Genomic DNA, 25,121 nt, shown 5'->3' with positions numbered 1-25,121 from the left:
CCCACGGGGGGCATCCCCCCCCGGCCCCTGGTTTCGGGGTCCAGGCGTCGCGAGGCGGTCACTCCTGCCCGGAACCGCCGTCCGGCGGTGCTTCTTCGGAGAGCCGGATCCGGCTCGCGAGCCGGTAGTCCACGTGGACGTCCGTGTAGACCACTCCGGAGCGGACGCCGTGGGGAAGCCCTGAGCGTTCACTGCCGGAGGTGCCCTCGTGGTCTGGCTCCCCCCAGGTCCGGGAGCTGACCTCCGGCACCTCGCCGAAAGTCAGTTCGTCCGCGGACACGGAGGCGCTGATCTCCACGTCGTACCCGGGTCCGGTCCGGTCGTCCATGGCCTCCCACCCCCGCTTCCTGGTCGGTGCGCTCCGGGCCGCCGGGCACGGCGGCCCTGGCGCCGTGCTTCTCAACCGCCCCGCTCCTCAGCCGTGTCACTTCTCAGCCGTGTCGTCGGAGTCCTCCACGACGTCCGCGACATCCCCGACCTCCTCCACGGCCTTCCCGGCTCCCCTGCCCACGCCTTGCGCGGCCTTCCCTGCACCTCGGCCCACGCCTTCCACCGCGTTTCCGGCTCCCCTGCCCACATCTTCCACGGCGCTTCCAGCACCCCGGCCCACACCTTCCACCGCGTTCCCCGCACCCCGGCCCAGGGCTCCCGCGGCCTGTCCCGCACCGCCCGCCACCTGGTCGAGCGAGGACTCCACCCCCCGGGTCACGTGCTCCAGGATCTGCGGGTTGGCGTCGATGGTCTGCAGGACCCGCGTGATGATGTCCCGGACGTTGTCGAGCTGGACCTTGAGCAGGGCCTGGGCCTCGACCCCCTTGAGGGTGAGGCTGACGCGGCCGAGTTCGACGTCCGCCCCCACCTTGAGTTTGAGCAGGTCCAACACCTCGGCTTGGAGGGAGACGGAGGCCCGCAGGTTCTCGACCTCCAGCTGGATCTCGTCGACCTTCACCACCGGAACGTCGAGGAGCACGTCCGGGTCCTCGGCTCCGGAGACACGGCCGGTGCGCTCGGCCCCGGGGACACGGCCGGTGTGCTCGCCCTCCGGCTCGGGAGCCTTGGGCGCGGGGGCCTCGGGCGCGGCCGCCGACCGCTTCGCCCGCGCTGGCCCCGCCACGGCCTCCTGTTCGGTCGGCGCGACGTCCCTCGGGGCGCTCCGGCCACTGCCCTTCGTGGTCCGGCCCGCACTTCCTCCGCTGTCCTGAGTACTCCGTTTCACCTTCTGCGCACCCTTCTGCACGGTTCGGCCACGCACCGAGGCCCTGCTTCCCGGCGACGGCCCGTGCCGTCGGCCACGTCGCGGAGGTCTCGACCGACTGCCCGATTTGTTGCCGTTTGAGAGTTATGCGTGCATGTTCGCCCCATGTACCCCCGGCCATCACGCCGAAACGGTCATCCCTGCTCAGAGCACCTCCGAGCCACCCCGCGCGGACAGCCGACCCGTCCCCGTCTCCGCTCCCGCCGACGGACCCGGTCACGGCCACGGTCCCGCCTGAGCACGCCTCTCCCGGAGCGACGCCCGGACGCGTGTGCCCGGACGCGACGGCGACAGGTGCACTCCGCGTGGCGGGACGGCAACGGATGGGTGAACGCAGGCGGGGGACGCCCGTACCCGTCTGGACACCGGGCTCCCGACGCCGCGAGGATCGGTCTCCTACCGGGCGGTAAGACCCGCGGGCCCGGCGCACACGGAGATCCGACGTCTTCCGGCCGGCGTCTTCCGGGAAGGGCAGGGACAGCGTGGACGAGGGTTCCCGCGAGGAGGTCGTCGCAGCACCCCCGCGCAGGCGGCGCCCCATCCAGAGCGGGCTGGCCACGGGCCTGGTGATCTTCGTCGGCCTGGGCACGGCGCTCCAGGGGCTCCCGGACCTCATGCCGGAGAACGGCGGCCTGCTGGTCGTAGTGCTCGCCCTCCTGGGCATGGGGGTGGCCGCCTCCGCGCAGGCGCTGCTCGACCGCCTCGACCAGTCCCAGCGGCCCGAGGAGAAACCCGCGCTGCGCCGACGGCTGCCTCCGCCCGTCGACCACTTCACCGGCCACACCGCCCTCATGGCGGAACTGCTGGAGGAGTTCGCCCGCTTTCCCCGCCGGGGCGCGCGCCGCCTGGTCGGCCGTCCCCCCGCCTGGAGGGCAGGGAGGCGCGACTCCCGAGGCCCGCTGGCCATCGCGATCACCGGCGAGGGCGGCACCGGCAAGAGCCAGCTCACCGCCCAGGTCGTCGACAGGGTGGCCGACCGCTTCCCCGACGGCAAGCTGGAGTTCGAGCTCTACGGCAGCGCGGCGCACGAGGCCTCCGCCGAGGCGCGTCCCTCCGCGCTCGGCCGGTCCGCTCCGGGGCACCGCTCCCGCAAGGGCGGGTCCGAGGGCTCCGACCCGATCGCCCCGGCGCGCCGCGAGCCCCGTCGGCCCGAGGAGGTCCTCGTCCAGATGATCACCGAGATCGGGGGCCGTCCGCCCGACGGGGCCTCCCCGGAGGAACTGGGCGTGCTGTGGAGGACCGCGACCGAGCAGCGCAGACTGCTCGTCGTCCTCGACAACGCCAAGGACTACGCCCAGGTGGAGCCGCTGCTGCCCGGCGGCCGGGGGTGCGCGGTCCTGGTCACCAGCCGCAACGACTTCCCCGACGCGGCACAGCCCATGCTGCGCAGGCACCTGGACCCCCTTCCGCACACGGAGGGCATGGAACTGCTCGACAGGCTGGTGCGCGACTCGCCCCGCCCCCTGTCGGAGGCCGACCGCGCCGCGCTGCCCGGCCTCGTCTCCGCGTGCCACGGGTTCCCGCTGGCGATCTGCCTGGTGAGCACGCAGGTCACCCAGGAGCGGGGGCCGGGCGCCGCCGACCTGATGCGCCACATGAGCGACCCTGCCCTGCGGCTGACCGTGCCCGGGCCGCAGGCCATCGCCCAGTCGCTCGCGTTCAGCCTCCAGCAGTGCGAACCGCGGGAGCGGCTGCTGCTGAGCCGCCTGGCCGGGGCCGGCCTGACCACCTTCACCGCGTGGTCGGCCGCCGCCCTGCTGGACGTCTCCGAGGACGAGGCCAAGCCGCTGCTGCTGCGGATGAGCCACCGGTACCTGGTGACGTACCTGTACGAGGCGGGAGGGTTCGACCGGTTCCAGCTGCACGACCACGTCCGCGAAACCCTGCTGACGGCGGGACCCCGGGTCCTGGGTGTACCGGAGGAGGAGCTGCCGGACTGGTCGCGGGAGGAGCTGCGGCTCGCGGTCGAACGGCTGCTGCGCGCCTTCGACCGGATCGCGGAGGCGGCCGCGCGCCGGGCCGCGCCGCACGAGTGGAGCTTCGGCGCGTCCCTGCCCGGCGGCGAGGGCGCGGAACGCGGCGGGGGAAGACCGGCCCCGGTCGGGCCGAGGGGCCCGGCCGACCCCATGGCGTGGCTGGAGACCGAACTGCGGGGCTTCGAGGTCTGCTTCCACTGGACGCAGCCTCGCGGAACCGCCGAGGACGACCCGCCGCGCGGACGGACCACCGAGCGGGAGCGACAGCGCGAGCGGGCCATCGGGTACGGGTGGCGGCTGCGCCGGGCCTTCGCCGTGCTGTGCCGGACGGGGCGCACGCAGTGGGAGGCGGTGCGTGAGGCCACCCAACAAGCGACCGCGCTGGCCCTGGAGATGGGCGAGCCGCTCGCCTACGGGGTCGCGCTGCTCGACCGGGCCGAGGTGGCCAGCGGCCACGGGGACCACGACACCGGCTACGAGCGCGCCCTGACCGCGCTCTACATCCTGGAGCAGCTGGGGTCGGCCGCCGATCCGCGTTGGAAGGCGCGGGCGCACCGGGCGATCGGGGTGAACCTGTACCGCCGGGGCGACCTGGACGACGGCCGGGCCGAGATCGAGGAGGCCGTGCGGATCTTCTCCGAGCACGGTGACCGCTGGTGGCAGGTGCGCGCCCTGTGCAACCTGGCCGAGGTGGACCGCTTCCAGGGCTACCAGGAGCGCGCCTACGAGGCGCTCACCCGTGCGCAGGACCTGCTCGTGGGTTCCCAGGACTCCCAGGAGCAGTGGGCCAGGGTCCGGTTGCAGAAGGGCGAGGTGCTGCGGCTGCGCGGGTTCACGCTCAACGCCTGGTTCCTGCTGGAGGACGAGCGGGAACGGCTCTCCCGGGCGCCGAACGGGGACTGGTACCACGCCCGCTTCCTGCGTTCGCTGGGCCGGTTGCCGACCAATGAGCTCAACCGGGAGGCCTGGGAGTGCGAGCTGCTGCTCAGCCCCGCGCGGGAGCGCGACCGCCGCCGTCTGACCGCACGCGACCCCGGGTGGCCGAGCAGACAGCGGGCCCGGGTGGCCGGTCTGTTCATCGACGGGGGCCTGGAGTACGCCGAACGCTGCGCCGAGGTGCGGTCCGCGCGCGGACCGCTGCGCCGACGGGAGAGGCTGCGCGACACCTGGCAGGTAGCGGACCAGATCGCCCGGCTGCGGGACGCGGAACGGGCCTTCGTGGAGATCGGTGACGACTGGGGACGGTGGCGCACGTGCCTGGTCCTGGGACAGGCCCGGATGGCCGCGGACCGGGAACGGGGCAAGGAGGAGATGCTGCGGGCCGCCGAAGGCTTCCGGGAACTGGGTGACAAGTGGTGGCACGCCCGCGCGCACCGCATGGCGGCGGAGTCGCTGCAACAGGCCGAGCGGCTGCCCGAGGCCGAGGAACTGGCCAGGGTCGCGGTGGACGGCTACCGGGGCCTCCAGCACCGTTCGGGACAGTTGCGGGCGATGAGGCTGCTGGCCGGAATCATGACCCGCCGCGACCTCCTGGAGGCCTGGCGCACGCTCAACGAGGCCGAGGGGCTCGCGGAACAGGGCGTCCGGCTCGGAACGGTGCCGGTGTCGCTGCTCCAGGAGATCAGGGACATGCTGCGTGTCATCGAGCACGGTTCGGACTCGGCTCCCGGCACCGACCCGGTGCGCCAGCCCGGGGGTCCGGCCGAAAGTCCGGGGTCGCGGACCGCGCGGCCGGGGTGAGGCCCGGGCCCCTCCACCGGCCCCCCCGGGGGTCGGTCTGAGCACGGGCCCGTCTGTGCGTGGGAAGCGCGAGGTGGCGTGGGGACGGCGTGGGGAGCACGGGGCGTCAGCCGGTGAACCACAGGATGAGATCGCCGGAGTAGAGCACGACGAAGGCCGTCGCTACCACGGCCGTGGTCCCCGCGGCGAGCGCGAGGGAGCGCGAGCGCGGGGCGGGGAGCCGCCGTGCCGCGGCCCACACGAGGAACGCGACGCCCGCGGCGACGGAGCAGGACCAGTAAACGGGGGACGTGGTGTCCGCGATGTAGAGGAGACCGTACGCGCCCTCACCGACGAGCACGCCGCTCATGGCGCCCACCGCCAGCGGGGCGAGGCGGGTCCGCAGGCGCAGCGCGTTACCGCCCCAGCCGAGGACCGGCCCCACCAGGACGGCGGCGGTCAGCCAGAAGACCGTCGCCCCCGACAGGGTAGCGAATCCGCGCAGGACGGAAGCGATGTCGTAGCCGAGGACCATCGCCGCCAGCGACAGCGCGCCCGCGATCGCGGAGACCCACGGGCGCGGGGAGAGCATGCCGACCAGGAAGGCGATCAGGCTCCAGGACGCGGACGAGTTCGCCATCGAGGCCAGGCCTTGGGGAAGCAGTCCCTGTCCGTAGGAGGTCAGGAAACCCGCGAGGAGCCCCGCGCCGACGGCGGCGGCCAAAGGGGTCAGCAGGGCGATGGGGGACGCGGGCGCGGGCGCGGGCTTCTCCGTGTCTGCGGCCATGGTCTCTTCCGTTCCTTCGTCGCGGGCTCGCCAGGGGCAGGGTGGCCTCTCACCGGGGTTAACGCGGTGCGCCGCTCCCCTGGTTCGACGCGAAGCGCACCGTTCACCGCGAGGCGCACGGTTCGACGCGAAGCGCCCAGGGGCGGAGGGGCCCAGGGTCGGAGGGGCCCAGAACCGGAAGAGTTCGCCGACAGGCCAGCGGCCCGGCCGCGTTCCGCTCCGGTTCCCGGGGTTTCGGGGCCTTCGGGTGCGGACCCGCGGACAGCCCGCTGCTCCGGGACCGGAGGGCTCCCCCGACAGGCCAGCGCTCCCGGCCCCGCCCCCGAAGGCTCCCCGGCGGTCTCCGGACGCCTCGTTCAGCTCAGACCATGCCACCGTTGGCGTAGAGGGTCTGGCCGTTGATCCAGCGGCCGGGCCCGGCGAGGAGGGAAACCACCTCGGCGATGTCCTCGGGCGAGCCGAGGCGCCCGAAGGGGTTCATCCCGGCCAGCCGCTCCACCTGCTCCTCGCTCTTGTCCTCCAGGAACAGGTCCGTGGCGGTGGGCCCGGGAGCGACGGCGTTCACCGTGACGTCCCTGCCCCGCAGTTCCTTGGCCAGCACGAGGCTGATCGCGTCCACGGCGCCCTTGGAGGCGGCGTAGGCCGCGTAGGTCGGCAGGGCGAGCTTCCTGACGGAGGTGGAGAGGTTGATGATCGCCCCGCCCGGGCGGACCCGCCTGGCCGCCTGCTGGTTGACGACGAAGGTGCCGCGGATGTTGGTCCGGTGCATGCGGTCGAGGTCGGCCAGGTCGAAATCGGCCACGGTGTCCAGGACCATGATCCCGGCGGAGTTGACGACGACGTCCACGCCGCCGAACCGCTCCTCGACCGCGTCGAAGGCCGCGCGCACGGCGTCCTCGTCGGCGACGTCGGCCCGGAGTGCGACGGCGCTGCCGCCCGCGTCGGTGACCGCGGCGACGGTGGCCTCCGCCGCGGTGGTGTTGCCCGCGTACACGATCGCGACGTCCTGACCGTCGGCGGCGAGGCGTTCGGCCATCGCCCGGCCGATACCCCGCGACCCACCGGTCACCAGCGCCACACGTCGTTCGGTGCTGCCCATGCTCGTCCTCCCGTAGTGGGCGGCATCCCGCCCACTCTCTGATAACGCCGATAACACCAATGCTTTATCGACGATAACACAGCACCGATATCAAAATCCCGTTATCATCGATACATGGCTTCTCGCAGCGACAACCGGCAGAAGGTCATCCAGGCCGCCGCAGACCTTCTCAGGAACCACGGGCGTACCGCGGTCACCACGCGAGCCGTCAGCACCGCGGCCGAGGTACAGCCCCCGACGATCTACCGCCTGTTCGGTGACATGAACGGCCTGCTCGACGCCGTGGCGGCGGACGGCTTCACCCGCTACCTGGCACGCAAGACAGCCCAGCCCGCCTCGTCCGACCCGGTGGAGGACCTGCGCGACGGCTGGAACCTGCACGTCGGGTTCGGTGTGGAGAACCCGGCCCACTACCTGCTGATGTACGGCGACCCCCTGCCGGGCGGGAGCGGCGAGACCACGCGGGAGTCCCGGCGCATACTGCTCACGCTGGTGCACCGGGTCGCGGAGGCCGGTCGGCTCGTCGTCGGTGTCGAACAGGCGGCGGACATGGTGCACGCGGCGGGCATGGGCGTCACCCTCAGCCTGATCAGGGCGGACCCCGACCGGCGCGACCTGTCGCTGTCCGCCAGGACGCGCGAGGCGGTCATCGCGGCGATCACGTCCGCCCCCAGCCCCGACGACGGCCCCGTTGGAGGCGTCGCAGCCGGTACCGGATCCGGCCCCGGCGGGGACCGAGAGCCCGCACGGCGGGCGATCGCCCTGCGCTCGGTCCTCGACCGGTCGGAAGCGGAGTTCAGCGACGGCGAGCGCATCCTGCTGGGCGAGCTCCTCACACGCCTGGCCGACACGGACCCGAGAGCCCACGGCCTCTGACCGGCAGGCTCTGACCAGCGGTCCCGGACGCCGACCGGCGACCCCGGGTACCGACCGGCGACCCCGGGTACCGACCGGCGGCCCCGGGTACCGACCGGCGGCCCCGAGCATCGTCCGGCGGCCACGTAGCGCCCACAGCCCCCGGACCGGCGGCACCACCGCGCAGGACACGGAAACGGAACAACGACGACCGGCATGGCAACCGGAAGCGCGCGTCGTGCGTGGAAGAGGGGGACACCGCGCGGCGACCAGGTTACGGGAGCGCTCCCAAAACCGTCCGTGGTCACGGGTCACAACCCCCGACGCCCGCCTGGAAGCAGAAGGTACGACCGGATTCCGTAGCCGGGACAACCGGACGTCACCCCCCGCCCGGCACACTCCCGGAGGAACCCTCCCGCTCTCCTTCCCCGCTCGTTCGCCCCTTCCCCACCAGCACAAAGACTCCGGAACGGAACATCCGAGATGCCGAGAAGCCCCCAGACCCCCTCACTGCTCCTGAGAGGGGCCTGCGCCTCCGCCTCCGCCCTCCTGGCCTTCGGGCTGCTGCCCGCCGCCCCCGCACTGGCGGAGACCGCCGTCAACCCCGTGTCCGGCAACCAGGGCTTCCTCGTGGTCACCGAAGGTGACGCGGTCCTCGCGGGCAACGAGTCCGAGGGAGCCATCGCGGTCGGCGGCGACCTCGTCTTCGGCGACTACAACGTCGCCGCCCACACGCCCGGCTCCTACACCGCCGAGGGGGACGAGCACCCCGCCGCCCTCCTGGTGAACGGCCGGGTGGACTTCGGTGCCAGCGAGGGCGACCTCAAGGTGCTCCAGAACGGGTACGTCAAGGTCGGCGGCGCCGCGGACGCCGACATCAGCACGACGGACCACAACGGCGCCCAGGTCAACACCGTGGTCGCCGGCCCCGAGGGCCGCGAGAGCACACCGAGGATCTCGCTCACCGTCCGCCAGCCGCAGGAGTCCGTCACCGGCGCGGCCCTCGACGTCGCGGGCCTGTTCCCCGCCTACCGCGAGCGCTCGGCCGGGCTCGCCGCGTGCGAGGGCGGGGTGGCCCCGCTGCGGACGGGCGACGGCTCCGAGGCCCTGCCGCCCTTCGGCCAGGGCGCCAACGTCACCCTCCCGCTGGCCCAGGGCGCCCAGAACGTGTGGAACGTCGCCGCTGAGGACCTGGCCGCCCTGGAGGTCATCACCTTCGAGGACAGGCCCGGACCGGACGCGCCGCTCCTCGTCAACGTCGACACCTCGGGCGTGGGCGGACGGTTCGAGTGGCGTACCCCCAACATGGCCGGGATCGGGCTGGAGGAGGCCCGGTACGTCCTGTTCAACTTCGGGGGCGCCACCGCCGTCACCTTCACCCCCGACAGCCGGACCCTCGAGGGCACCGTCTTCGCTCCCGACGCGAAGGTGAGCTGGCTGTCGCCGAGCAACATCGAGGGCAACGTCATCGCCGCCTCCTTCGAGCACGGCTCCCTGTCCGCGGGCGTCGTCGGCAACGGTGAACTGCACAACGGTGACTTCTCCGCCGAGCTGACCCCGTGCGGGCCCGGCGGGAGCGAGACCCCCGGGGAGCCGGGAGAGCCCGAGCCGACCCCGGGCGGTGAGGGGCCCGAGGCCCCCGAGGAGGAGCAGCCGAGCGAGGAGCCCGTGACGGAGGAGACGCCCGGTGAAGAGCCCTCCGCGTCCCCGTCACCCGAGCAGGCAGCCGGATCGGACGGCGGTCTGGCCGTGACCGGCACGAGCCTGTGGGGGCTGGTCGGCGCGGCCGTGGTGGCGATCGGCGCCGGTGTGGCCGCCTTCGTGTTCACCAGGCGCAGGAAGTCCGGACCCTCCGTCTGAGAGGCGTCCGCGGAAACGGCGGCACGGGACGCTCGCTGGTCCGGCGACCGGTAAGCGACCGGCAACCGGGACGCCGGTGGCAGGAACCTCGGCGACGGCTGGCACCGGAACCGGAACCGGCTGACAAGAGTCCCGCACGGGGGCTTCGATCCAGGTGATCGGGGCCCCCGGCGCTCACCGGGGCTCTTCGGTGTCCGTCCGTGTCGTCCCCGTACCCGGCGCCTCCCGCTCGTCCGGTTCGGGGTACTCCTCGCGGATGCGCAGCGCCAGTTCGGTGAAGCCGCCGCGTTCCAGAACGATCACCTGTTCATGGACGAACTTCGCGCGCTCCTCGGCGTCCTCGAAGGAGTCGACCAGCCCGCGCAGGATGGCCACCTGTACGTCGCGCTCGGCCGACTCGGGGCCTTCGCCCCCGGCGGGCCACCAGTAGCTCTCGTATCCCTCTCCGTCGACGTCGCTGCCCGGCCCCGGGAGCGGGTCGGGTTCGTCGTCCTCACCGAGGTCGAGCGGGTCGGCCAGCGGCTCGTCGAAGGGGTCGTCGAACGGGCCGAGAGCACCGAACGCGTCGAGGCCGCCGTCCGCGGCTGACTGCGGGACGACGTTCGGGTGCGGGGAAGGGGAAGCGGTGAGGTGCGTGGGGAGCGCCCGGCCGACCCGGGCGGGCGACTGGTCCTCCAGCTCCTCCTCGGCGTCGCGGACGGCCTCGCGCAGCTCGCGGTCCTTGCGGAGACCGGCCATGCGGCGCAGCCGCTCGGCGTCCTCCTCCGGCAGGCGCAGGCTCACCTCCTCCGCCCACACCACGACCCCGGCGCCGGTGACCGCCGTCTCCACCGCGAGCCGGGCGGCCAACTCGCACTCGGCCGTCCCGTGGTCGCCGGGCTCGACGCCGCGGGCCAGCTCGGAGGCGCGGGTGACCACCGCCAGGACGGCGGGGGCGACCGGGTTGCGCAGGCTCAGGTCCACGTGGCCCTCCCACCGCCAGTGCACCACGGCGGAGAACACCAGGTCGTAGTCCTCCGCGACGCTGGGCAGCGCGACCGGGCGGATCCGGGTGCCGCGCGCGCCGCCGCGTTCGCCGAAGGCGCGGAGCGTCCCGTCCGGTCCGCCGTGGGCCTGCCCGGGGGAGGCGTCGGCGGTCGCGTCGGCGGCCGCCGGAGCCGTCACGGCGGCCGCGGCGTCCCCGAAGTGCGAAGCGAGGGCCCCCAGGACCAGCACGGCCGGGATCCACAGCAGGGTCCACAGACCGATCAGGGGGTACAGGACACAGGGCACGACGACCACCACGGTGGCGGCCGCCACGAGGTGCGCACGGGTCAGGGGGGTGACGGGGGTGACGGTGTGCCTCCTCTCGCGGCGCGGTCGCACCGGCCGGACCCGCTCGGGCGAACGGGGCTCCGCGGCGCGGTCCTGGGCGAACCGGCGCGATCCCTTCCGGCGACATCCGACAGTCTGCCCCAGATCCGGAGCGGACGCGTCACGAACGGTTCCACACACCCCACGACCACGTCACACCCGTCGGACGGGCCTCCTGCTCCGGGTTCCGAACCGCACATTTCCACGCGCCCCACACATCCCGTGAGCACCGCTCTTCCACACCCTCTCCGGCACACCTACGGGGCGCTCCACACCTCCGAGAACCACGCCCCCGAGCACCATCGAGAACCACCGTCCCGCCAGCCCCCGGAGAACCACCGCCACGCCAACGGTTCCCGAGCCCGCCAGGAAAACACCCGACCAAGGGAACGTGTCCCTCGCCCCCCTGTTGGACGAACACCTGCCGCAGTGTCGGCTCCGGGGTCGCCTCGGGTCTTCGAAACGGCACAGAATGCGATCATCCCCCGCGACTCACCCCCCGGACCCGCCCTCGTCGCCGAGCCCGCTCTCGGAGCCAGCCCATGTTCTCAGCACCCGCCCGGACCGGACGCCGCTTCCGGCCCGAGGTCCAGGGTCTGCGCGCCGTCGCCGTCCTCCTGGTCCTCGTCTACCACCTCAACCCCGCCCTGCTACCGGGCGGTTACGTCGGCGTCGACGCGTTCTTCGTGATCTCCGGCTTCCTCATCACGTCACTGCTGTACCGCGAGGCCACCGAACACGGCAAGGTGTCGATCGGCGGCTTCTACGTGCGCCGCATCCGGCGCCTCCTGCCCGCCGCGACGACGGTGCTCCTGGTCACCGGCGCGGTCGCGCTCTTCCTCCTGCCCGTCACCCGCCTGGTCGACACCGCCTGGCAACTGGTGGCCTCGGCCGCCTACGTGGAGAACCTCTACCTGGCCCAGCAGGCGGTGGACTACCTGGCCGCGGACGACCCGCCCAGCCCCGTCCAGCACTTCTGGTCGCTGTCGGTGGAGGAGCAGTTCTACCTGGTGTGGCCGCTCCTGTTCGTGGTGTGGGCCCTGGCCCGGCGCCGCTGGCGGGCCACCGCCGGGACCCTCACCGTCCTGCTGGGCGCGGTGCTGGTGCTGTCCCTGGCCTGCTCGGTGCTGCTGACCTCGCAGGAGGCGGCATCGGCGTACTTCCTACCGACGACCCGTGCCTGGGAGCTGGCCGTCGGCGGCCTGCTCGCGGTCGGGCTGGCGCACGGCAGCCTGCCCGAGCGCTGGCGCGCGCCCCTGGGCTGGCTCGGCCTGGCCGCCATCATCGGTTCCGCGGTGGCCTACGACGACGCCACGCCCTTCCCCGGCTGGGCGGCGATCCTGCCGGTCCTGGGCAGCGCGGCGGTGATCGCGGCCGAGGACTCCCCCGCGAGGCTGTCGGCGTCCCGGCTGCTGGGCACCGCGCCCGCCCGGTGGATCGGTGACGTGTCGTACTCGCTGTACCTGTGGCACTGGCCGCTGATCGTCTTCGCGCTGGTGCTGCTCGGGCAGGAGAGCCTCGGTGCGGTGGAGGCCCTGGCGGTCGCGGCCCTGTCCGTGCTGCTGGCGTGGGCGACCAAGGTGTGGGTGGAGGACCCGGTGCGCGACCGGGGCCTGGTCCGCCGCGGCCGCTCCGCCCTGGCCGTGGCCACCGCGGGCGTGGTGACGGTGGCCGCGGTGAGCGGCGCGGTGTACGTCCGGGCCGACCAGGAGCGGTCGGTGACCTTCGACCCGGCGGTGCACACCGGTCCCGCCGCCCTCGGCCAGACCGCTGACGTGGGGCCGCTCTACCCCTCCCCCGTCAACGCGGAGGACGACGTGCCCACGCTGTACGACGACGACTGCCAGGCCTCGCACTCCGAAACCGACCCCTCCGACCCGTGCGTGTACGGTCCCGAGGACGCCACCCAGGACGTGGCGGTGCTCGGGGACTCGCACAGCGCCCAGTGGGTCACCGCCCTGGAGGGGATGGCCGAGGAACGGGGCTGGCGGCTGCACCTCTACACCAAGTCCTCGTGCGCCTTCACCGACACGGTGATGAAGGGCCCCGACGGCGGCCCGTACACGGCGTGCGGTGACTGGAACCGCGCGGTGGTCGACGAACTGGAGGAGCTGCGGCCGGACCTGGTGTTCACCAGCTCCTCCACCGCCAGCGACCCGGCCGAGGAGACCACCCCTGAGGAGGACCTGGCCGTGGTGGCCGAGGGCATGGGCCGGCTGTGGGAGGATGTGGCGCAGGTCAGCGGCGAGGTCGTCGCGCTGCGCGACACCCCGCGTGCCCGCCGGGACGTGGTGGAGTGCGTGGCGGCCAACCTCGACGACCCGTCACCGTGCGAGCGGTCCGAGGAGGACGCGCTCCAGGACGCCGACCCGCAGGAGATCGCGGCCCGGGAGTCCGGGGGCGAGGTCCACTGGGTCGACCTCACCGACCGGTTCTGCGTCGACGGCGGGTGCCCCGCGGTGATCGGCAACGTGATGGTCTACCGCGACTCCGGGCACATCACCAGCACCTACATCGACCTGCTCACCGATGAACTGGCCGCGCGGATGGACGAGGCGCTGGGGGTCTGACGAAGGAGGCCGGGGGGAGGGGGTTAGGCTCGTCGCACCGGGCTTCCCACTCCCCCCGGCCCGGACGACTCCTCCCCCCTTGGAGCACCAGTGGACATCCCCCTCCGACTGTTCACCGCTGCCCTCCCCGCCCTGCTCTCGGGCGTCCTCGCCCTCGCGCTGACGGGGTGCGCCGACGGCGCGTCCGATGCCGAGTCCTCTCCCTCCCCCTCCGCCTCTCCCGGAGGCGGCGAGGGGGACGGTGGTGCGGAGGAGGCCGCGGCCTTCGTCCGTCCGGAGGACCCCTACGCGGGCATGGACGCCGAACTGAGCGAGCGCCTGCACCTGCCGGTGTACGACTACCGGCTCGACGAGTACGAGGGATACGTCGTGCGCAGGGCCGAGGACACGCTGACCGTGGAGTGCCTGGTGGACCTCGGATACGAGGCCGAGGTCAACTCCGCGCTGGAGATGGACCCCCTGACCATGCGCGCCTTCGGCCCCCACCACGAGTACCGGAGGTACGGGAACACGCGCGCCGACATCGCCGAGGAGCACGGTTTCTCCCTCCCCCTCGACGACGGCGGCGACCCCTACCTCCTCGGGGGCGACGCGGACCTGCGCGAGCAGGCGCACAGCGCGGTCCTCAGCATCGGAGAGGGCCTCGGGACACCTTCGGGTGACACCGTGCCCGAGGGCGGGTGCGTGGGTCAGGCGCGTCAGCGGATCGACCCCGACGGCGCGCCGGCGCACGAGACCGACGAGAACGGCGACAGCCCTGACACCCCGGACTCCCACCTCCTCGTGGAGGAACTTCTGGGCGAGTCCTACTTCGTCGCCATGGAGGACCCCGCCGTCGCCGAGGCCACCGTGGCCTGGGAGGCGTGCATGGCCGGTGCCGTGGACGGGTTCCACGGAACACCGCTCTCCGGCGAGGGTTCGGACCCCGAGGCCGCGGTTCCCGCGCTGGAGTGCACGGACTCCTCCGGCTATCTGGACGCCTTCGTCGCCGCCGAGCGCGCCACCTTGGAGGGCCTGATCGCCGAGCACGAGGAGGCCCTCACGGCGCGCCGCGACCAGCTGCGGGAGAACCTGGAGACCTCGCTGGACGTCCTCGGCTGGTAGCGGTTCGCCCGGAACGGAGAACACGGGAACCCCGCGAGGACGGGATCCGGGGAACACGAGGCCCCGGGGAACCGGGGAACACGGCAAAGCGCGAAGCGCGAAGCGGTGCAGGATATCCCACCATAACGCCTTTTCTCATGCACGAAACCCCTTTTACCATGACACCAGAAAAGGGGCTCCTTTCTTTGTGAATGCCGTGATATGTGCAGTTCAAACCGCTTCTCCAGGCGCGGCAACCACCCACGGACACGCGCGAACCCAAAAGGCCCGTGTTCTCCCCGTCAACGCACGCATGAGGGGTATGCTCGTGACCCGAAACGGCCGCACAGGGAGAACACGGGAAACCCCCGGCCGTGAAAGGCGGAGCCGATGCAGGGACACGAAGCGACCGGGACCGGCGGGGCGGGAGCGATCACCGCCTCCGGCCCCGGAGGAGCCGCGTGAACTGACCGGCACCGCCTCCGGAGCCCGCCGCCCACCCCCCTCACCGGACCGTACGACCACGACCACACGAGGGGAGCGGGATCGCACGATGCCCTGGGACGCACAGGAACGCACACGCTACGAGGACGAGGTGCTGGTGGCCGCGCGCGCCCACGGGCTGCCCGCGGACCTGTTCACGCGCTACGGTGTCGGACCCCGCCTGGAGTTGCGGTTGTGCGCCGACCCGGCCGCGTTCACCGAGCACGTCAACGAGGTGTGCGCCTACTGGCGCGCGCTCCAGAGCCGCCGCCGCTCCCTGAAGGAGGTGCTGGTCGACCTCGTCGCCGAGCACGAGCGGCTGGAGAGCGAGGGCGCGCTCACACACGCCCACTTCCGACAGGTCCGCGCCGACGAGGCCCGGCGGGCCCTGGGCGCGTGGTCCGAGGTCGCCGAGGGCCTGACCACCACCCTCCTGGACCGCGAGACCCTCCGGTCGATGATCGCGCCGGTGGGTGTCACCGAGGCCGACGCCGAGCGCGTCCTGCTCGACCACGACGTGCGCGTCGTGGACCGGCTTCCCGAACTGGACGACGCCCCTCCCGAGCACACCCTGCGCGCCCTGCGCGAGCACCTGCGCACCCGGGGAGTGCCCTTCTCCCCCATGGAGGTCTTCGGCGAGCAGCGCCTGGCCGAGGGGTTCACCGTGCTGGAGGGTTTCCGGCTCCACGACGGCACCGCCCTGGACAAGGCCGCCCTGGACGAGGCGGTCCAGCGCGTGCGGCTGGAACCGGAGTCCGAGGGCAGGACGGCGGCCGAGAACGTGCTGGAGGTCCTGCGCGCCGAGGGCGACCAGGCCGACGCCCTCGTGTTGGGGGAGATCGTCGGCGACCTGCGTGAGCGCCCGGAGTCCCTGACCGAGCCCGAACTGGTCCGGCACTGGGTCCGCCGGGGGCTGGCCGAGGAGGAGGCACTGCTGCTGGCCGCGGCCGTGCGGCGGTCCGCCTCCGGCGCCGACGCACCCGCCCGGGCGGAGCAGGACGTGCACGACCTGCTCGCGGACAACCGGCTGCGCCAGGCGCAGGAGGCCGCCGAGGACCTGCCCGAGGACCACGACCTGCACGAGCGCCTGCGCGCGCGGATGCACCAGGTGGAGGAGCTGACCGCGCAGGCGGAACGGGCGCTGCGCGCGGGCGACCGCGAGGAGGCCGCCCGGGCCCTGGCCGCGGCGGCGGACGCGGCCGCCGACGACGAGGCGCTCACCGCCCGGCTCGGCGAGGTGGCGACGCTGCCGCCGCGCGGTGTGGAGACCCGGGTCGACGGCCGGAGCGTGGTGGTCTCCTGGCAACCCAGCCCCACCCTGGCCGGGTCGGTCACCTACCGGGTGACGCGGCGCACCGGGCGGGACGGGAGCGCCCGCGAGGCGCTGGTGGGCGAACTGTCGGGGAGCGAGATCACCGACACCGGCGCCCCCGTGGGAGCGGAGGCGCGCTACGCGGTGGTGGCGGTGCGCGGCGGCACCGGGGTGTCGGAGGAGGCGTCGTCCGCGCCGGTGATGATCGCGCCAGAGGTCTCCTCGCTGCGGGTGCGCGCCGGGGAGCGGTCGGTGTCCGGTTCCTGGCAGGCCCCGGCGGAGGCGGTGCGCGTGGAGGTGCTGCGCGGTGTGGGAGCGCCGCCGCGCGGCGCGGGCGACGGCGTGCGCGTGGAGACGGACGGGTCGGGGTTCTGCGACACCGACGTCGAGATGGACGTGGAGTACCACTACCGGGTCCGTGCGGTCTACGTGACCTCGAACGGGCACGCGCGGGGGTCGGCGGGGCTCGTCCGCCGGGCCAGCCCGGGTCCGTGCCCGGAAGCGGTGCGGGACCTGTCCGTGGTGCCGGACGGCGGCGCGGACTTCCGGGCCTCGTGGACACGGCCGTCCCGGGGGAAGGTCGTGCTGCGGGTCGGGGAGGAGCCGTCCGAGTGGCCCCTCGGCACGGTGGTCGGCCCCGACGACCTGGAGTCCTACGGCCGTGAGGTGGCCCAGACCCCGGTGGCCGACGACGAGGGGTTCCCCGAGGGTGGGGGGACCGACAGGAGGAGCGGAACGGGTGTTCGCGCAGGCGCGGGCCGCGCCTCGGTGCCGCTCCCGGGGCCGGCGAACGGCCACGCGGACCTCGCGCGCGCGGGGCTGCCCAGCGAGGAGAGGGAGGGCGTGCGCGTGCTCGGGCCCGGGGAGAGAACCACGGGCCACACCCGCACCACCATCCCCCCTTATGACGCACACGGTCCGCACGCGCCACGCACCGGCGCCGCGGTGCCCGAGGAGACCGGGGTCCGCCCCCGCGAGGGCGCGTTCCACGACACGGGGCGCACGCACACCGCGTCCCACGAGGAGGGCGGGGCCCGACCCCACGAGAGCGCCTTGCACGACACCGGCCGCACGCACCCCGTGCTCCCCGAGGAGGGTGGACACGGGGAGGCCGAGGGCGTCCGCGTCCTCGGTCCGGGTGAGAGGAGCCCGGCCGAGACCCGGGACGCCGACCACGGTACGGACCCGCGACGCGGAGGCTTCGCCGACGAGGAGGGAGAGGGAGTCCGGATCCTGGCTCCCGGTGAGCGGGCCTCGGGGCAGAGCCGCGCCGCCCCCGGTCAGGACGCCCGCGCCCCGCACACGCCCTCCGGCGGCTCCGCGGCTCCCGGAGGCGCCGAAGGAGACCGTGCGCCCGACCCCGCCGGGAGGCCCGGGAGCCGTACCCGCAGCGTCGGAAGGCACGCCAGGCTCTCCCCCGCCGCGGAGTCCCCGGCACCGGCGGTCACCGGGGAAGAAGACGGTGTCCTCGGTGCTCCCGCGCGGACCGGGATGGACGCCCGCGACGAACGCAAGCGCTCCGTGGACGCCCAGGCGGTGCCCGCGGCCGACGGCGCCGACCTACCGCGCGTGGTGCTGCCGTCCCCGCCCGCGGGCGGGGAGGGTGAGGGCGCCCGCGTGCTCAGCTCCGCCGGTCGGACCGGCGCCGATCTCCATGACGGCGAGGCCCGCACGGAGAACCCGCCGTCGCACCGCACCGCCGCGGGCGACCGGCCGGGGGGCGGGTCGGGCGGCGGACCGGTGGTGCCCCCGCAGGACGTCGCCCTCCACGACCGCGTCGAGGGTTCCGCCGCCACGGGCCTGCTCACGGACGCGGCGGCCCGCGGAACCGGGCACGGCGGCACGGCCACGCACTCCAGACACGAGGGACCGGAAGGTCCCGGGGCACCCGACAGCCGCGTGGAGGGAGGTCCGGGGACACCCGGCGGCACCCGCGGAGAGTGTGAGAAGGCCGAGACTCCTGGGACGCCCGGGGATCGCGGGGCTTCAACGTCCACCCGGGCACCCGGAAACCCCGGAACGCCAGCGACTCCTGGTGCCTCCGGGGCTCATGGAGCAGAAACGGCCGGAGCACCGCCCTGGCACCGTGGAACAGCGGCGACCACTGGTGTTCAGGGTGACCCCGGGACGACAGCGACCGGAGCGGCCCCGTGGAACCGCGGGGCAACCACCACGGCGGTACCCGGGAACCGCATGACCGCGGCCGAGGAACAGGGCGCACACCAGGCACAGGCCTCGCAGGAGGAACGGGAGCGGGTGGCGTTCACCCTGGAGTCGGGCACCAACCACATCCTGGCGGTGACGGTGGCGGGCGACCAGGCGGTCGTGGGCGTCTCCGTGCGGGTGACCGCGGCCCCGCCCGTGGAGGGGCTGCGCGCGGAGCGGTTCGACACCTCGGTCCGGCTCGGGTGGACCTGGCCCGAGGACGCCTGCGCGGCGATCATCTCCTGGCGTCCCGAGGAGCGCGGCACGGAGACCTGGACCGGCGGCGAACTGCGCTGCACCCGCCGCCAGTACTCCTCCGACGGGGGGTTCGAGACGCTGATGGGCCCCGAGTCGGTACGGGTGGACGTGCGCGCCGTCGTCCCCTTCGAGGGCGGGGAGGCGGTGAGCTCCGCCGCGAGCGTCACCGTGCCCGGCCGGGCGGTGCTCGACTACCGCGTGGAGTCGGCGGGCCTGCTGCGCCGGGACCGGGTGGTGCACCTGGTCGCGGAGGAGGACTGCACCATGCCCGAGGTGGTCGTGGTGTACGCCGACGGCCCGGTCCAGCCGCACACCGCCGACCAGGGGACGGTGCTGGCGGTCCTGCCCGCCCAGTACCTGTCGGCGGGTGAGTGGGTCTCGGTGCGCGTGCGGCCTCCGCGGGGCACGGGACAGGGATGGCTGATGTGCTTCCCGGCGGACGACGACGGGCAGGGAGTGCGGCTGCGCCAGCCCCCGGTGAGGGAGTTGAGGTGCTGAGGGGCCTGGACGCCGTGCGCTCGCTGATCCCCCTGGAGGGCCGCCTCCTGGTGTGCCCCTACTGCTACGCGCGGTTCGCCGAGCGCCGTATCCGCTTCCGGTGCACCGGGCGCCCGGGGCCGGACGGGCGGGTGTGCGCGCCGGTGGAGGACCCCGCGATCCGCGCCCAGCTGGGGCGGCGCGAACGGCTGCCGCCGGTCTTCGAGGCCGACGGGCGCGGCGCACGGGCGGTGTGCCCGGAGTGCGCGTCGACCACCGGCAGACAGGTGTGCGCCACCTGCCACGCCCAGCTCCCCGTGAACTTCGGACGGATCCGCAGCCGGATGATCGCCCTGGTCGGGGCGCGCGACGCGGGCAAGACGGTGTTCATGACGGTGCTCATCCATGAGCTGATGAACCGTGTGGGCTCCCGGTTCAACGCGTCGGTGGGGGGTTCGGACGACCAGACCCGGCACCGGTTCCACGCCGACTACGAGACCCCGCTCTACGAGGAGGCGCGGCTGCTCGGCGCCACCCGGCGCACCGGGGTCACCCGCGAACCGCTGGTGTTCCGGTTCACCGCCCAGCGCCGGGGCCTGGGCGGCAGGCGGCCGCAGCACACGCTGCTGTCGTTCTTCGACACCGCCGGGGAGGACCTGACCTCCGGGGCGAGTGTGGAGGAGAACCTGCGCTACCTCAACAGCGCCGACGGGATCATCCTCCTGCTGGACCCGCTCCGGATGGAGGGCACCCGGCAACTGGCCCGGGCGGGCAGGCGACCACCCGCCCCGGACAGGGTGGAGAGCCGCCCGCTGGACATGCTGGGGCGCGTCACCGACCTGCTGATGAGCCGCCCCGGAGCCGCCAACAGGCTGATCCAGGTGCCCATGGCGGTGTGCCTGACCAAGATCGACGCGCTGCACGGTGAGCTGGACGAGGGGTCGCCGCTGCACCGGCCGCAGCCCACCGCGCCGTTCTTCGACGAGTCCGACAGCCAGGACGTGCACGCCCAGATCCAGCAGCTGCTGCACCGTTGGGACGGCGGCGGGGTGGACGGCCACGTGCGCAACCACTACCGCAACGCCCGCTACTTCGGGGTGTCGGCCCTGGGCGGCGTCCCCGACGCGGGCAACCGGGTGCGCGGCGGAGTACGCCCCTACCGGGTCGCCGACCCGTTCCTGTGGATGCTCAGCGAGTTCGGGGTCATCCCCTCACGTGAGGCGTCCTGGTCCTGAGCCCGGTCCGGCGGATCCGCCGGACCGCGGTTCCCGGGTCTTTTCCGAACCACCACCCAACCAGACCCCCCGCGACGACCAGACCGAAGGGGTGCGCCGATGGGCTTCGCGCAGCTGTACTACACCTCGTGCGAGCACGGCCTGTCCGGTTACGCCGGGTACCAGTTCAACGCGGCGACCCCCGGGGTGGACCCCCGGGTACTCAGGGAGGTCGAGCGGTTCACCGTGTACGAGCCGCCGCGGTCCCGCGAACGCGTCGACGAGCATCCGGTCAACCTGTGCTACTCCCCCGACGTGGGCGGGGTGCCGGTGCTGAGCCGCGTGGTCTCCAGCGGCGACGACCCGTCCGGGAGGCCGGGCAACTACTTCGCGCACAGCCTGGTGGCCATGGGCCCCGAGGGCTCCGGCCCGCTGCCCGCGGAGTTGTGGGAGGCCGACTTCTGGGCGGAGGAGCCGGTCGGCGACCCCGGCCTGTCCGAGCTTCCGGAGCTGTCCGAACTGGAGATCGGCCCCGGCCCGCTGGACCGTCGGCGCACCGACGCGTGGGTGCGGGGACGTTCGGCGGAGGTCGTGACGCGGCTGCTGCTCGCCGCCGACGACGCCGTGGACGACTCCCGCCCGCTGGTGCTGGTGGCGAACAGCCCGTCCGTGGCGCACTGGGTGGCGGCCCTGAGCCACCTGCTGCCGCCGCGGCGGGCGCGGCTGCTGTCGTTCGCGACCTACTGCGGCGACCCCGACGAGGCGCTCGTGCAGGTCGTCGGGGTCGCGCCCGGCTCCGACACCGCGCTGTGGCGGAACCGGTTCACGGTGTACGACCCGGAGGAGGACCCGCCGGACGCGCTCCCCGAACCCGATCCCCGTGCGCGGGCCGTCGCCGACCGCCTGGTCCGGCTGGGCACGCGCCGGGCGGCGGTGCTGTGGCGCAGGGCGCGGCCGTACGCCTCGGGCCGCGAGGGCGCGCTGGCGGACTGGCTCCCGGTACTGGCCGCGGCGTCGTTGCTGGACGCGAACGCTCCCGCGCGCGAGGACCTGCGGGAGGTGCGCGAGTGGCTGTCGGAGGCGGTGGAGTGGCTCGCCCCCGAGGACGCGGCGGCACTGGTCCACCGGATCCTGGACGCCGACGCCGCGGCGTCGGGGGAGGCCCGTGCCGGGGCGGGGGTCAGCGAACGGAGGCCGGACAGGAGACTGGTGGGCGCAGTCGGCGCGAGGCCCGGAGGGGCCCGCGGAACGGTCACGGCGCTCGACGCCGGTGCGGTCCGGCCGTCGGGCGGGGAACGGGACGCGGCACCCGGAGGAGACCGCGGCGGGGTGTCCCGAGGTAACCGGAACGGAGCGCCCAGCGGGGAACAGGGCGGTTTGTCCGCAGGGGGACGGAACGGCTCGCCCAGCGGCACCGGTCTGCTCACGGAGCCGTCGTCGGGAGTCCTGGACCCGGCCGACCTGGCCGGGTTGCAGCGGGTGGCGCACCGGCTGGGCGGTGCGGACGGAACCACCGAGCGGCTCGAACGCGTGATGGTCCGCCGCTCCCTGGACGACATCGCCGCGGGCGGGGGCACCCCCGCGGTGGCGCCGATGCGCACGGAGTCGGTGCGCGGGACGGCGCGGGAACGGGTCGCCGCCCTGTTGGACGGCGAGTGCGGCGAGCTCGCCCCCGACCGGGCGGTGGTGCTGCTGCGCTGGGCCCGGGCCAGCGGTCTGCTGCCCTCCGAGGAGAGCATGGAACGGTACGGCGGCGGGGTGCTCGCCCCGCTGCTGACCGCCTCGCACCTGCCCGCCCCGGAGGCGCGCGCCCTGGTCGCCGCCCACCCCGGGGTACGCCGGGGCGCGGCCGCGCGCCTGGCCGCGCTGCCCCGCGAGCAGCTGTCGGCCCTCGCGGCCGGGCCGGTCGGCGCCCTGTTCGCCGACGACCGCGACGGGTCCAGCGCCCTGCTGCGCGAACTGCGGCTGCTGGCCACCGACAACCGGAACGATCTTCCGGGGCTGCTGTCGTACCTGGTGTCCGTGCGTCGGGAGGGCCGGGCGGTCGGTGCCGTCGGACTCGCCGCGCACGACCTGGACGAGGACCTGCTCACCGACGTGTGGGGCCCCGGGCACGGACCGCGGGCCGCCCTGCTGGTCCTGCGCGTGCTGCGGCCCGGGGTCCTGGTCGCGCCGGGGGTGGGCGGCTGGGTGACCGAGGCGATGACAGCGCCGCCCGAGGCGGGCCAGGAGCGGACGTGGCGGGAACTGGTGGACGAGGTGTCCCGGCACTGGCTGCGGACCCGGCTTCCCGAGACCGGCCGACGGGTCGTCATGGAGTGGTCGGAGGTCCGCCCGTCCCTGGTCGCGCTGCGTGCGGCCGGTGAGGACCGGGCGCACGACCGGCTCGCCGCCGTGTACGCGACCGTCCGGGGGACCCATCCGGCGGTGGAGGAGGTGGCCTGGCGGCTGGTGGTACGCGTGCTGCTGGGGTGGTGTCAGTGCTCGCTGTTGGCCGAGGCCCTACGGGACTGCCCGGCGGAGGTGTTCGAGGCCTACGGCGAGGCGGTGTCGGCCCGGCTGGCCGACGACCGCCCGGACACGGCCACGGCCGCCCTGGTGTACCGGGCGACGAGGCACCGGGTCCTGGCCGGGCACGGGCGGGCCGGGAGCCTGGACGCGTCGGTGCTCGCACCGGCCGTGGGCGGGTGGCGGCGGCGCCACCTGGCGAGGATGCGCAGACAGCTGCCGCGTGAGTCGGCGGCGGGTTTCGACGAGTGGGCGCAGCGCTCGCGCGAACCGCGCAGGCGCGGGTTCCTCGGGCTGGGCTCTCGGTCGGGCGAGCGGCGCTCATGAGCAGGACGGCGGTCACGGGGCGGTCAGCGCCAAAGCGGACGGCCTCCACGGGGCGGGCCGCGGACACGGGACGGTCGGCACTGAAGCGGGCGGCTCCCACGAGGCTTGCGGCGCGGTCGCGGCGCGACGACGACGGCGGCGCGCAGATCGGAGCGGCGCTCCTGGTCGCCGTCGGCGTCGGCCTCGGCCTGGTGGTCGTCTACCTGCTGCGGTGGTGGCTGCTCGCGGGACTGGTGAGCGCCGTGGTGCTCGGGGGAGGCGCCGTCCTCCTCGTCGGGTGGTGTGTGCTGGTGGCCTCCTACCTGCGCCGTGTGCGCGAGGTGATGTGGGGCGGCGACCACCCGGACGAGCCGCTGCCGGGTACCCGGGACGACCCCGCGCACCGCGCCTACCACGGCGGTCCGGCCTGGTGGGACCTACGCGCGGTGGTGGGGCACAGCTGGGGCGTCGCGGCGCCGTGGAGCGTGTTCCTGCTGCCGCAGTTCCTGGTCCACGCCCTGGTGGTGGGCCTCTACCTGGCCGCGGCGTGGACCGTCGTCGGCGCGCTGCGGCTCGCGGACTCGGGGCTGCTGCTGGTGCGCCGGATCCGCATGGTGTGCCCGGGATGCTTCCTGCGGCTGGGTTACCCGGCGTACCTGTGCGCGCGCTGCGGTCGGCGGCACGGCGCCATCCGCCCCGGCGGGCGGGGGCTGTGGCGCCGGGAGTGCCTGTGCGGGGCGCGTCTGCCCACGCTGCTCCTGCTGGGTTCGGCCGACCTGGAGGCGCGGTGTCCGCACTGCGACCGGGGCCTGGAGCACCGTCCGGGCGAGGCCAGGGAGTTCGTGCTGCCGCTGTTCGGGGGCACGGGCGCGGGAAAGACGCGGCTGGTGACCGGGATGAACCTGGCGCTGGCGCAGGCCGCGCGCCAGGCGCCGGAGGCGTACGTGGAGCCGGTGGGCGAGGAGACGGTGCGGCGGCTGCGGGACGGTGAGCGGGTGCTCGCGGCCGGGTCCCGGACCGCGCCCACTCCCCCGGGCCGCGAGGTGCGGGGGCTGACGGTGCGGGTGGGCGCGAGCGGCAGAACCCTGCTCATGCAGCTGTTCGACGCGGCGGGCGAGCGGTTCAACCGGTCGGCGACCGTCGAGGAGCTGGCCTACCTGGGCCGGGCGACGACGTTCGTGCTGGCGGTGGACCCGCTGGGGATCGAGTCGGTGTGGCGTTCACTGACCTCGCGGGAGAGGGCCCGGCTGGCCGGGGACCGGTCGCACACCCGCGATCCGGAACTGGCCTACGGGGCGGTGCGCGACGAGATCCGGCGCCAGTACCGGATGCTGGCCCGGCGCCGGGGCGGGCGGGGGTTGCGCCAGGCCCGCCTCGCGGTGGTGGTCACGCGCGGCGACCTGGTGCGGGGCACGGCCATCGCGCCCGGGGGGTCCGACGCGCGCGCGTGGGCGGAGCGGACCCTGGGACTGGGGAACCTGCTGCGGGACGCCGAGGCCGACTTCGGGGAGGCACGGGTGTTCCTGACCTCGGCCGTCACCGACGGGGAGGGCCGGGCCGACCCCAGTCTGGGCGCCCTGCTGCGGTGGACGCTGGCCGGGGAGCACGACGCGTTCACCGCGATGCTCGCCGCGCCCCGGGAAGCGGCCGAGACGGCGCGGACCCAGGAGGAGCCCGGGACGCCGGAGGCACCAGGGGTGCCAGGGGTGCCCGGGGCATCGGAGGGGTTCGAGGCCCCGAGCTACGGTCCCCGGCACGCGCGGCCGAGGAGGACGGAGCCGGAACACCCCGAGTACGCGGA

At 74.3% G+C, this 25,121-nt stretch carries 14 protein-coding genes; 9 read left to right on the top strand and 5 right to left on the bottom strand.

Annotation, left to right across the window (positions count from 1 at the left end):
- Nucleotides 1–58: 58 nt before the first annotated feature.
- Both ACSIH6_RS36845 and ACSIH6_RS36840 read right to left on the bottom strand, forming a co-directional pair.
- Nucleotides 59–328, bottom strand: a complete 270-nt coding sequence (locus ACSIH6_RS36845; protein ID WP_435113044.1) for a hypothetical protein — start codon at nucleotides 326–328, stop codon at nucleotides 59–61.
- Between the two features lie 96 nt (nucleotides 329–424).
- Nucleotides 425–1,114 carry a thioesterase gene (locus tag ACSIH6_RS36840; protein WP_435113042.1) on the bottom strand — a complete coding sequence of 230 codons (690 nt, stop codon included), beginning with the start codon at nucleotides 1,112–1,114 and terminating at the stop codon, nucleotides 425–427.
- Between the two features lie 623 nt (nucleotides 1,115–1,737).
- Here ACSIH6_RS36840 and ACSIH6_RS36835 point away from each other — a divergent pair.
- Nucleotides 1,738–4,971, top strand: a complete 3,234-nt coding sequence (locus ACSIH6_RS36835; RefSeq protein ID WP_435113040.1) for a tetratricopeptide repeat protein — start codon at nucleotides 1,738–1,740, stop codon at nucleotides 4,969–4,971.
- Between the two features lie 106 nt (nucleotides 4,972–5,077).
- Here ACSIH6_RS36835 and ACSIH6_RS36830 read toward each other — a convergent pair whose 3' ends face one another.
- Together ACSIH6_RS36830 and ACSIH6_RS36825 are read right to left on the bottom strand one after the other, a co-directional pair.
- Nucleotides 5,078–5,737: a DUF6518 family protein gene (locus ACSIH6_RS36830; RefSeq protein ID WP_435113038.1), complete on the bottom strand. Its 660-nt coding sequence runs from the start codon at nucleotides 5,735–5,737 to the stop codon at nucleotides 5,078–5,080.
- Between the two features lie 361 nt (nucleotides 5,738–6,098).
- The gene (locus ACSIH6_RS36825) at nucleotides 6,099–6,836 is read right to left on the bottom strand and encodes an SDR family oxidoreductase (protein WP_435113036.1); all 738 of its coding nucleotides are present in this window, start codon (nucleotides 6,834–6,836) and stop codon (nucleotides 6,099–6,101) included.
- A gap of 114 nt (nucleotides 6,837–6,950) precedes the next feature.
- Here ACSIH6_RS36825 and ACSIH6_RS36820 point away from each other — a divergent pair, with 114 nt between their 5' ends.
- Together ACSIH6_RS36820 and ACSIH6_RS36815 are read left to right on the top strand one after the other, a co-directional pair.
- Nucleotides 6,951–7,712, top strand: coding sequence for a TetR/AcrR family transcriptional regulator (locus ACSIH6_RS36820; RefSeq protein ID WP_435113034.1), 762 nt, complete (start codon nucleotides 6,951–6,953; stop codon nucleotides 7,710–7,712).
- Nucleotides 7,713–8,174: 462 nt separating this feature from the next.
- Entirely contained in the window at nucleotides 8,175–9,551 is a 1,377-nt protein-coding gene (locus ACSIH6_RS36815; protein WP_435113032.1) for a collagen-binding domain-containing protein, read from the top strand.
- A 174-nt stretch (nucleotides 9,552–9,725) separates the two neighbouring features.
- On the opposite strand, the gene ACSIH6_RS36810 is transcribed toward ACSIH6_RS36815, so the two are convergent.
- On the bottom strand, nucleotides 9,726–10,916 hold the full coding sequence (locus tag ACSIH6_RS36810) for a hypothetical protein (protein ID WP_435113030.1): 1,191 nt from the start codon (nucleotides 10,914–10,916) through the stop codon (nucleotides 9,726–9,728).
- A gap of 530 nt (nucleotides 10,917–11,446) precedes the next feature.
- Between ACSIH6_RS36810 and ACSIH6_RS36805 the strand changes: the two genes are divergently transcribed.
- From ACSIH6_RS36805 to ACSIH6_RS36780, 6 genes are all read left to right on the top strand, one after another.
- Nucleotides 11,447–13,474: an acyltransferase family protein gene (locus tag ACSIH6_RS36805; protein ID WP_435113028.1), complete on the top strand. Its 2,028-nt coding sequence runs from the start codon at nucleotides 11,447–11,449 to the stop codon at nucleotides 13,472–13,474.
- Between the two features lie 90 nt (nucleotides 13,475–13,564).
- A complete protein-coding gene (locus tag ACSIH6_RS36800; RefSeq protein ID WP_435113026.1) occupies nucleotides 13,565–14,578 on the top strand; it encodes a hypothetical protein in 1,014 nt (337 codons plus the stop codon).
- A gap of 532 nt (nucleotides 14,579–15,110) precedes the next feature.
- Nucleotides 15,111–19,313 (top strand): SaeA-related protein, encoded by a 4,203-nt coding sequence (locus ACSIH6_RS36795; protein ID WP_435113024.1) that lies wholly within the window; start codon nucleotides 15,111–15,113, stop codon nucleotides 19,311–19,313.
- Entirely contained in the window at nucleotides 19,307–20,527 is a 1,221-nt protein-coding gene (locus tag ACSIH6_RS36790; RefSeq protein ID WP_435113022.1) for a TRAFAC clade GTPase domain-containing protein, read from the top strand. The genes ACSIH6_RS36795 and ACSIH6_RS36790 overlap by 7 nt, the downstream gene beginning before the upstream one ends.
- A gap of 99 nt (nucleotides 20,528–20,626) precedes the next feature.
- Nucleotides 20,627–23,341 (top strand): GTPase-associated protein 1-related protein, encoded by a 2,715-nt coding sequence (locus ACSIH6_RS36785; RefSeq protein ID WP_435113020.1) that lies wholly within the window; start codon nucleotides 20,627–20,629, stop codon nucleotides 23,339–23,341.
- Nucleotides 23,338–25,121, top strand: a 1,784-nt coding sequence (locus ACSIH6_RS36780) for a TRAFAC clade GTPase domain-containing protein (protein ID WP_435113018.1), incomplete at its 3' end; no start/stop codon positions are given. The genes ACSIH6_RS36785 and ACSIH6_RS36780, both read left to right, overlap by 4 nt.

The sequence above is a fragment of the Nocardiopsis synnemataformans genome (assembly GCF_965343085.1).
In the GTDB taxonomy this organism is placed as follows: domain Bacteria; phylum Actinomycetota; class Actinomycetes; order Streptosporangiales; family Streptosporangiaceae; genus Nocardiopsis; species Nocardiopsis alborubida.
Note: the sequence above shows the minus strand (reverse complement) of the source record. Positions and strands in the feature narration are given on the sequence as shown.

Bases quoted from the DNA above. Each gene is read 5' to 3' on its own strand.
- ACSIH6_RS36805 (WP_435113028.1), top strand. From the start codon at position 11,447: ATGTTCTCAGCACCCGCCCGGACCGGACGCCGCTTCCGGCCCGAGGTC.
- ACSIH6_RS36795 (WP_435113024.1), top strand. From the start codon at position 15,111: ATGCCCTGGGACGCACAGGAACGCACACGCTACGAGGACGAGGTGCTG.
- ACSIH6_RS36845 (WP_435113044.1), bottom strand. From the start codon at position 328: ATGGACGACCGGACCGGACCCGGGTACGACGTGGAGATCAGCGCCTCC.
- ACSIH6_RS36815 (WP_435113032.1), top strand. From the start codon at position 8,175: ATGCCGAGAAGCCCCCAGACCCCCTCACTGCTCCTGAGAGGGGCCTGC.
- ACSIH6_RS36830 (WP_435113038.1), bottom strand. From the start codon at position 5,737: ATGGCCGCAGACACGGAGAAGCCCGCGCCCGCGCCCGCGTCCCCCATC.
- ACSIH6_RS36820 (WP_435113034.1), top strand. From the start codon at position 6,951: ATGGCTTCTCGCAGCGACAACCGGCAGAAGGTCATCCAGGCCGCCGCA.
- ACSIH6_RS36785 (WP_435113020.1), top strand. From the start codon at position 20,627: ATGGGCTTCGCGCAGCTGTACTACACCTCGTGCGAGCACGGCCTGTCC.
- ACSIH6_RS36825 (WP_435113036.1), bottom strand. From the start codon at position 6,836: ATGGGCAGCACCGAACGACGTGTGGCGCTGGTGACCGGTGGGTCGCGG.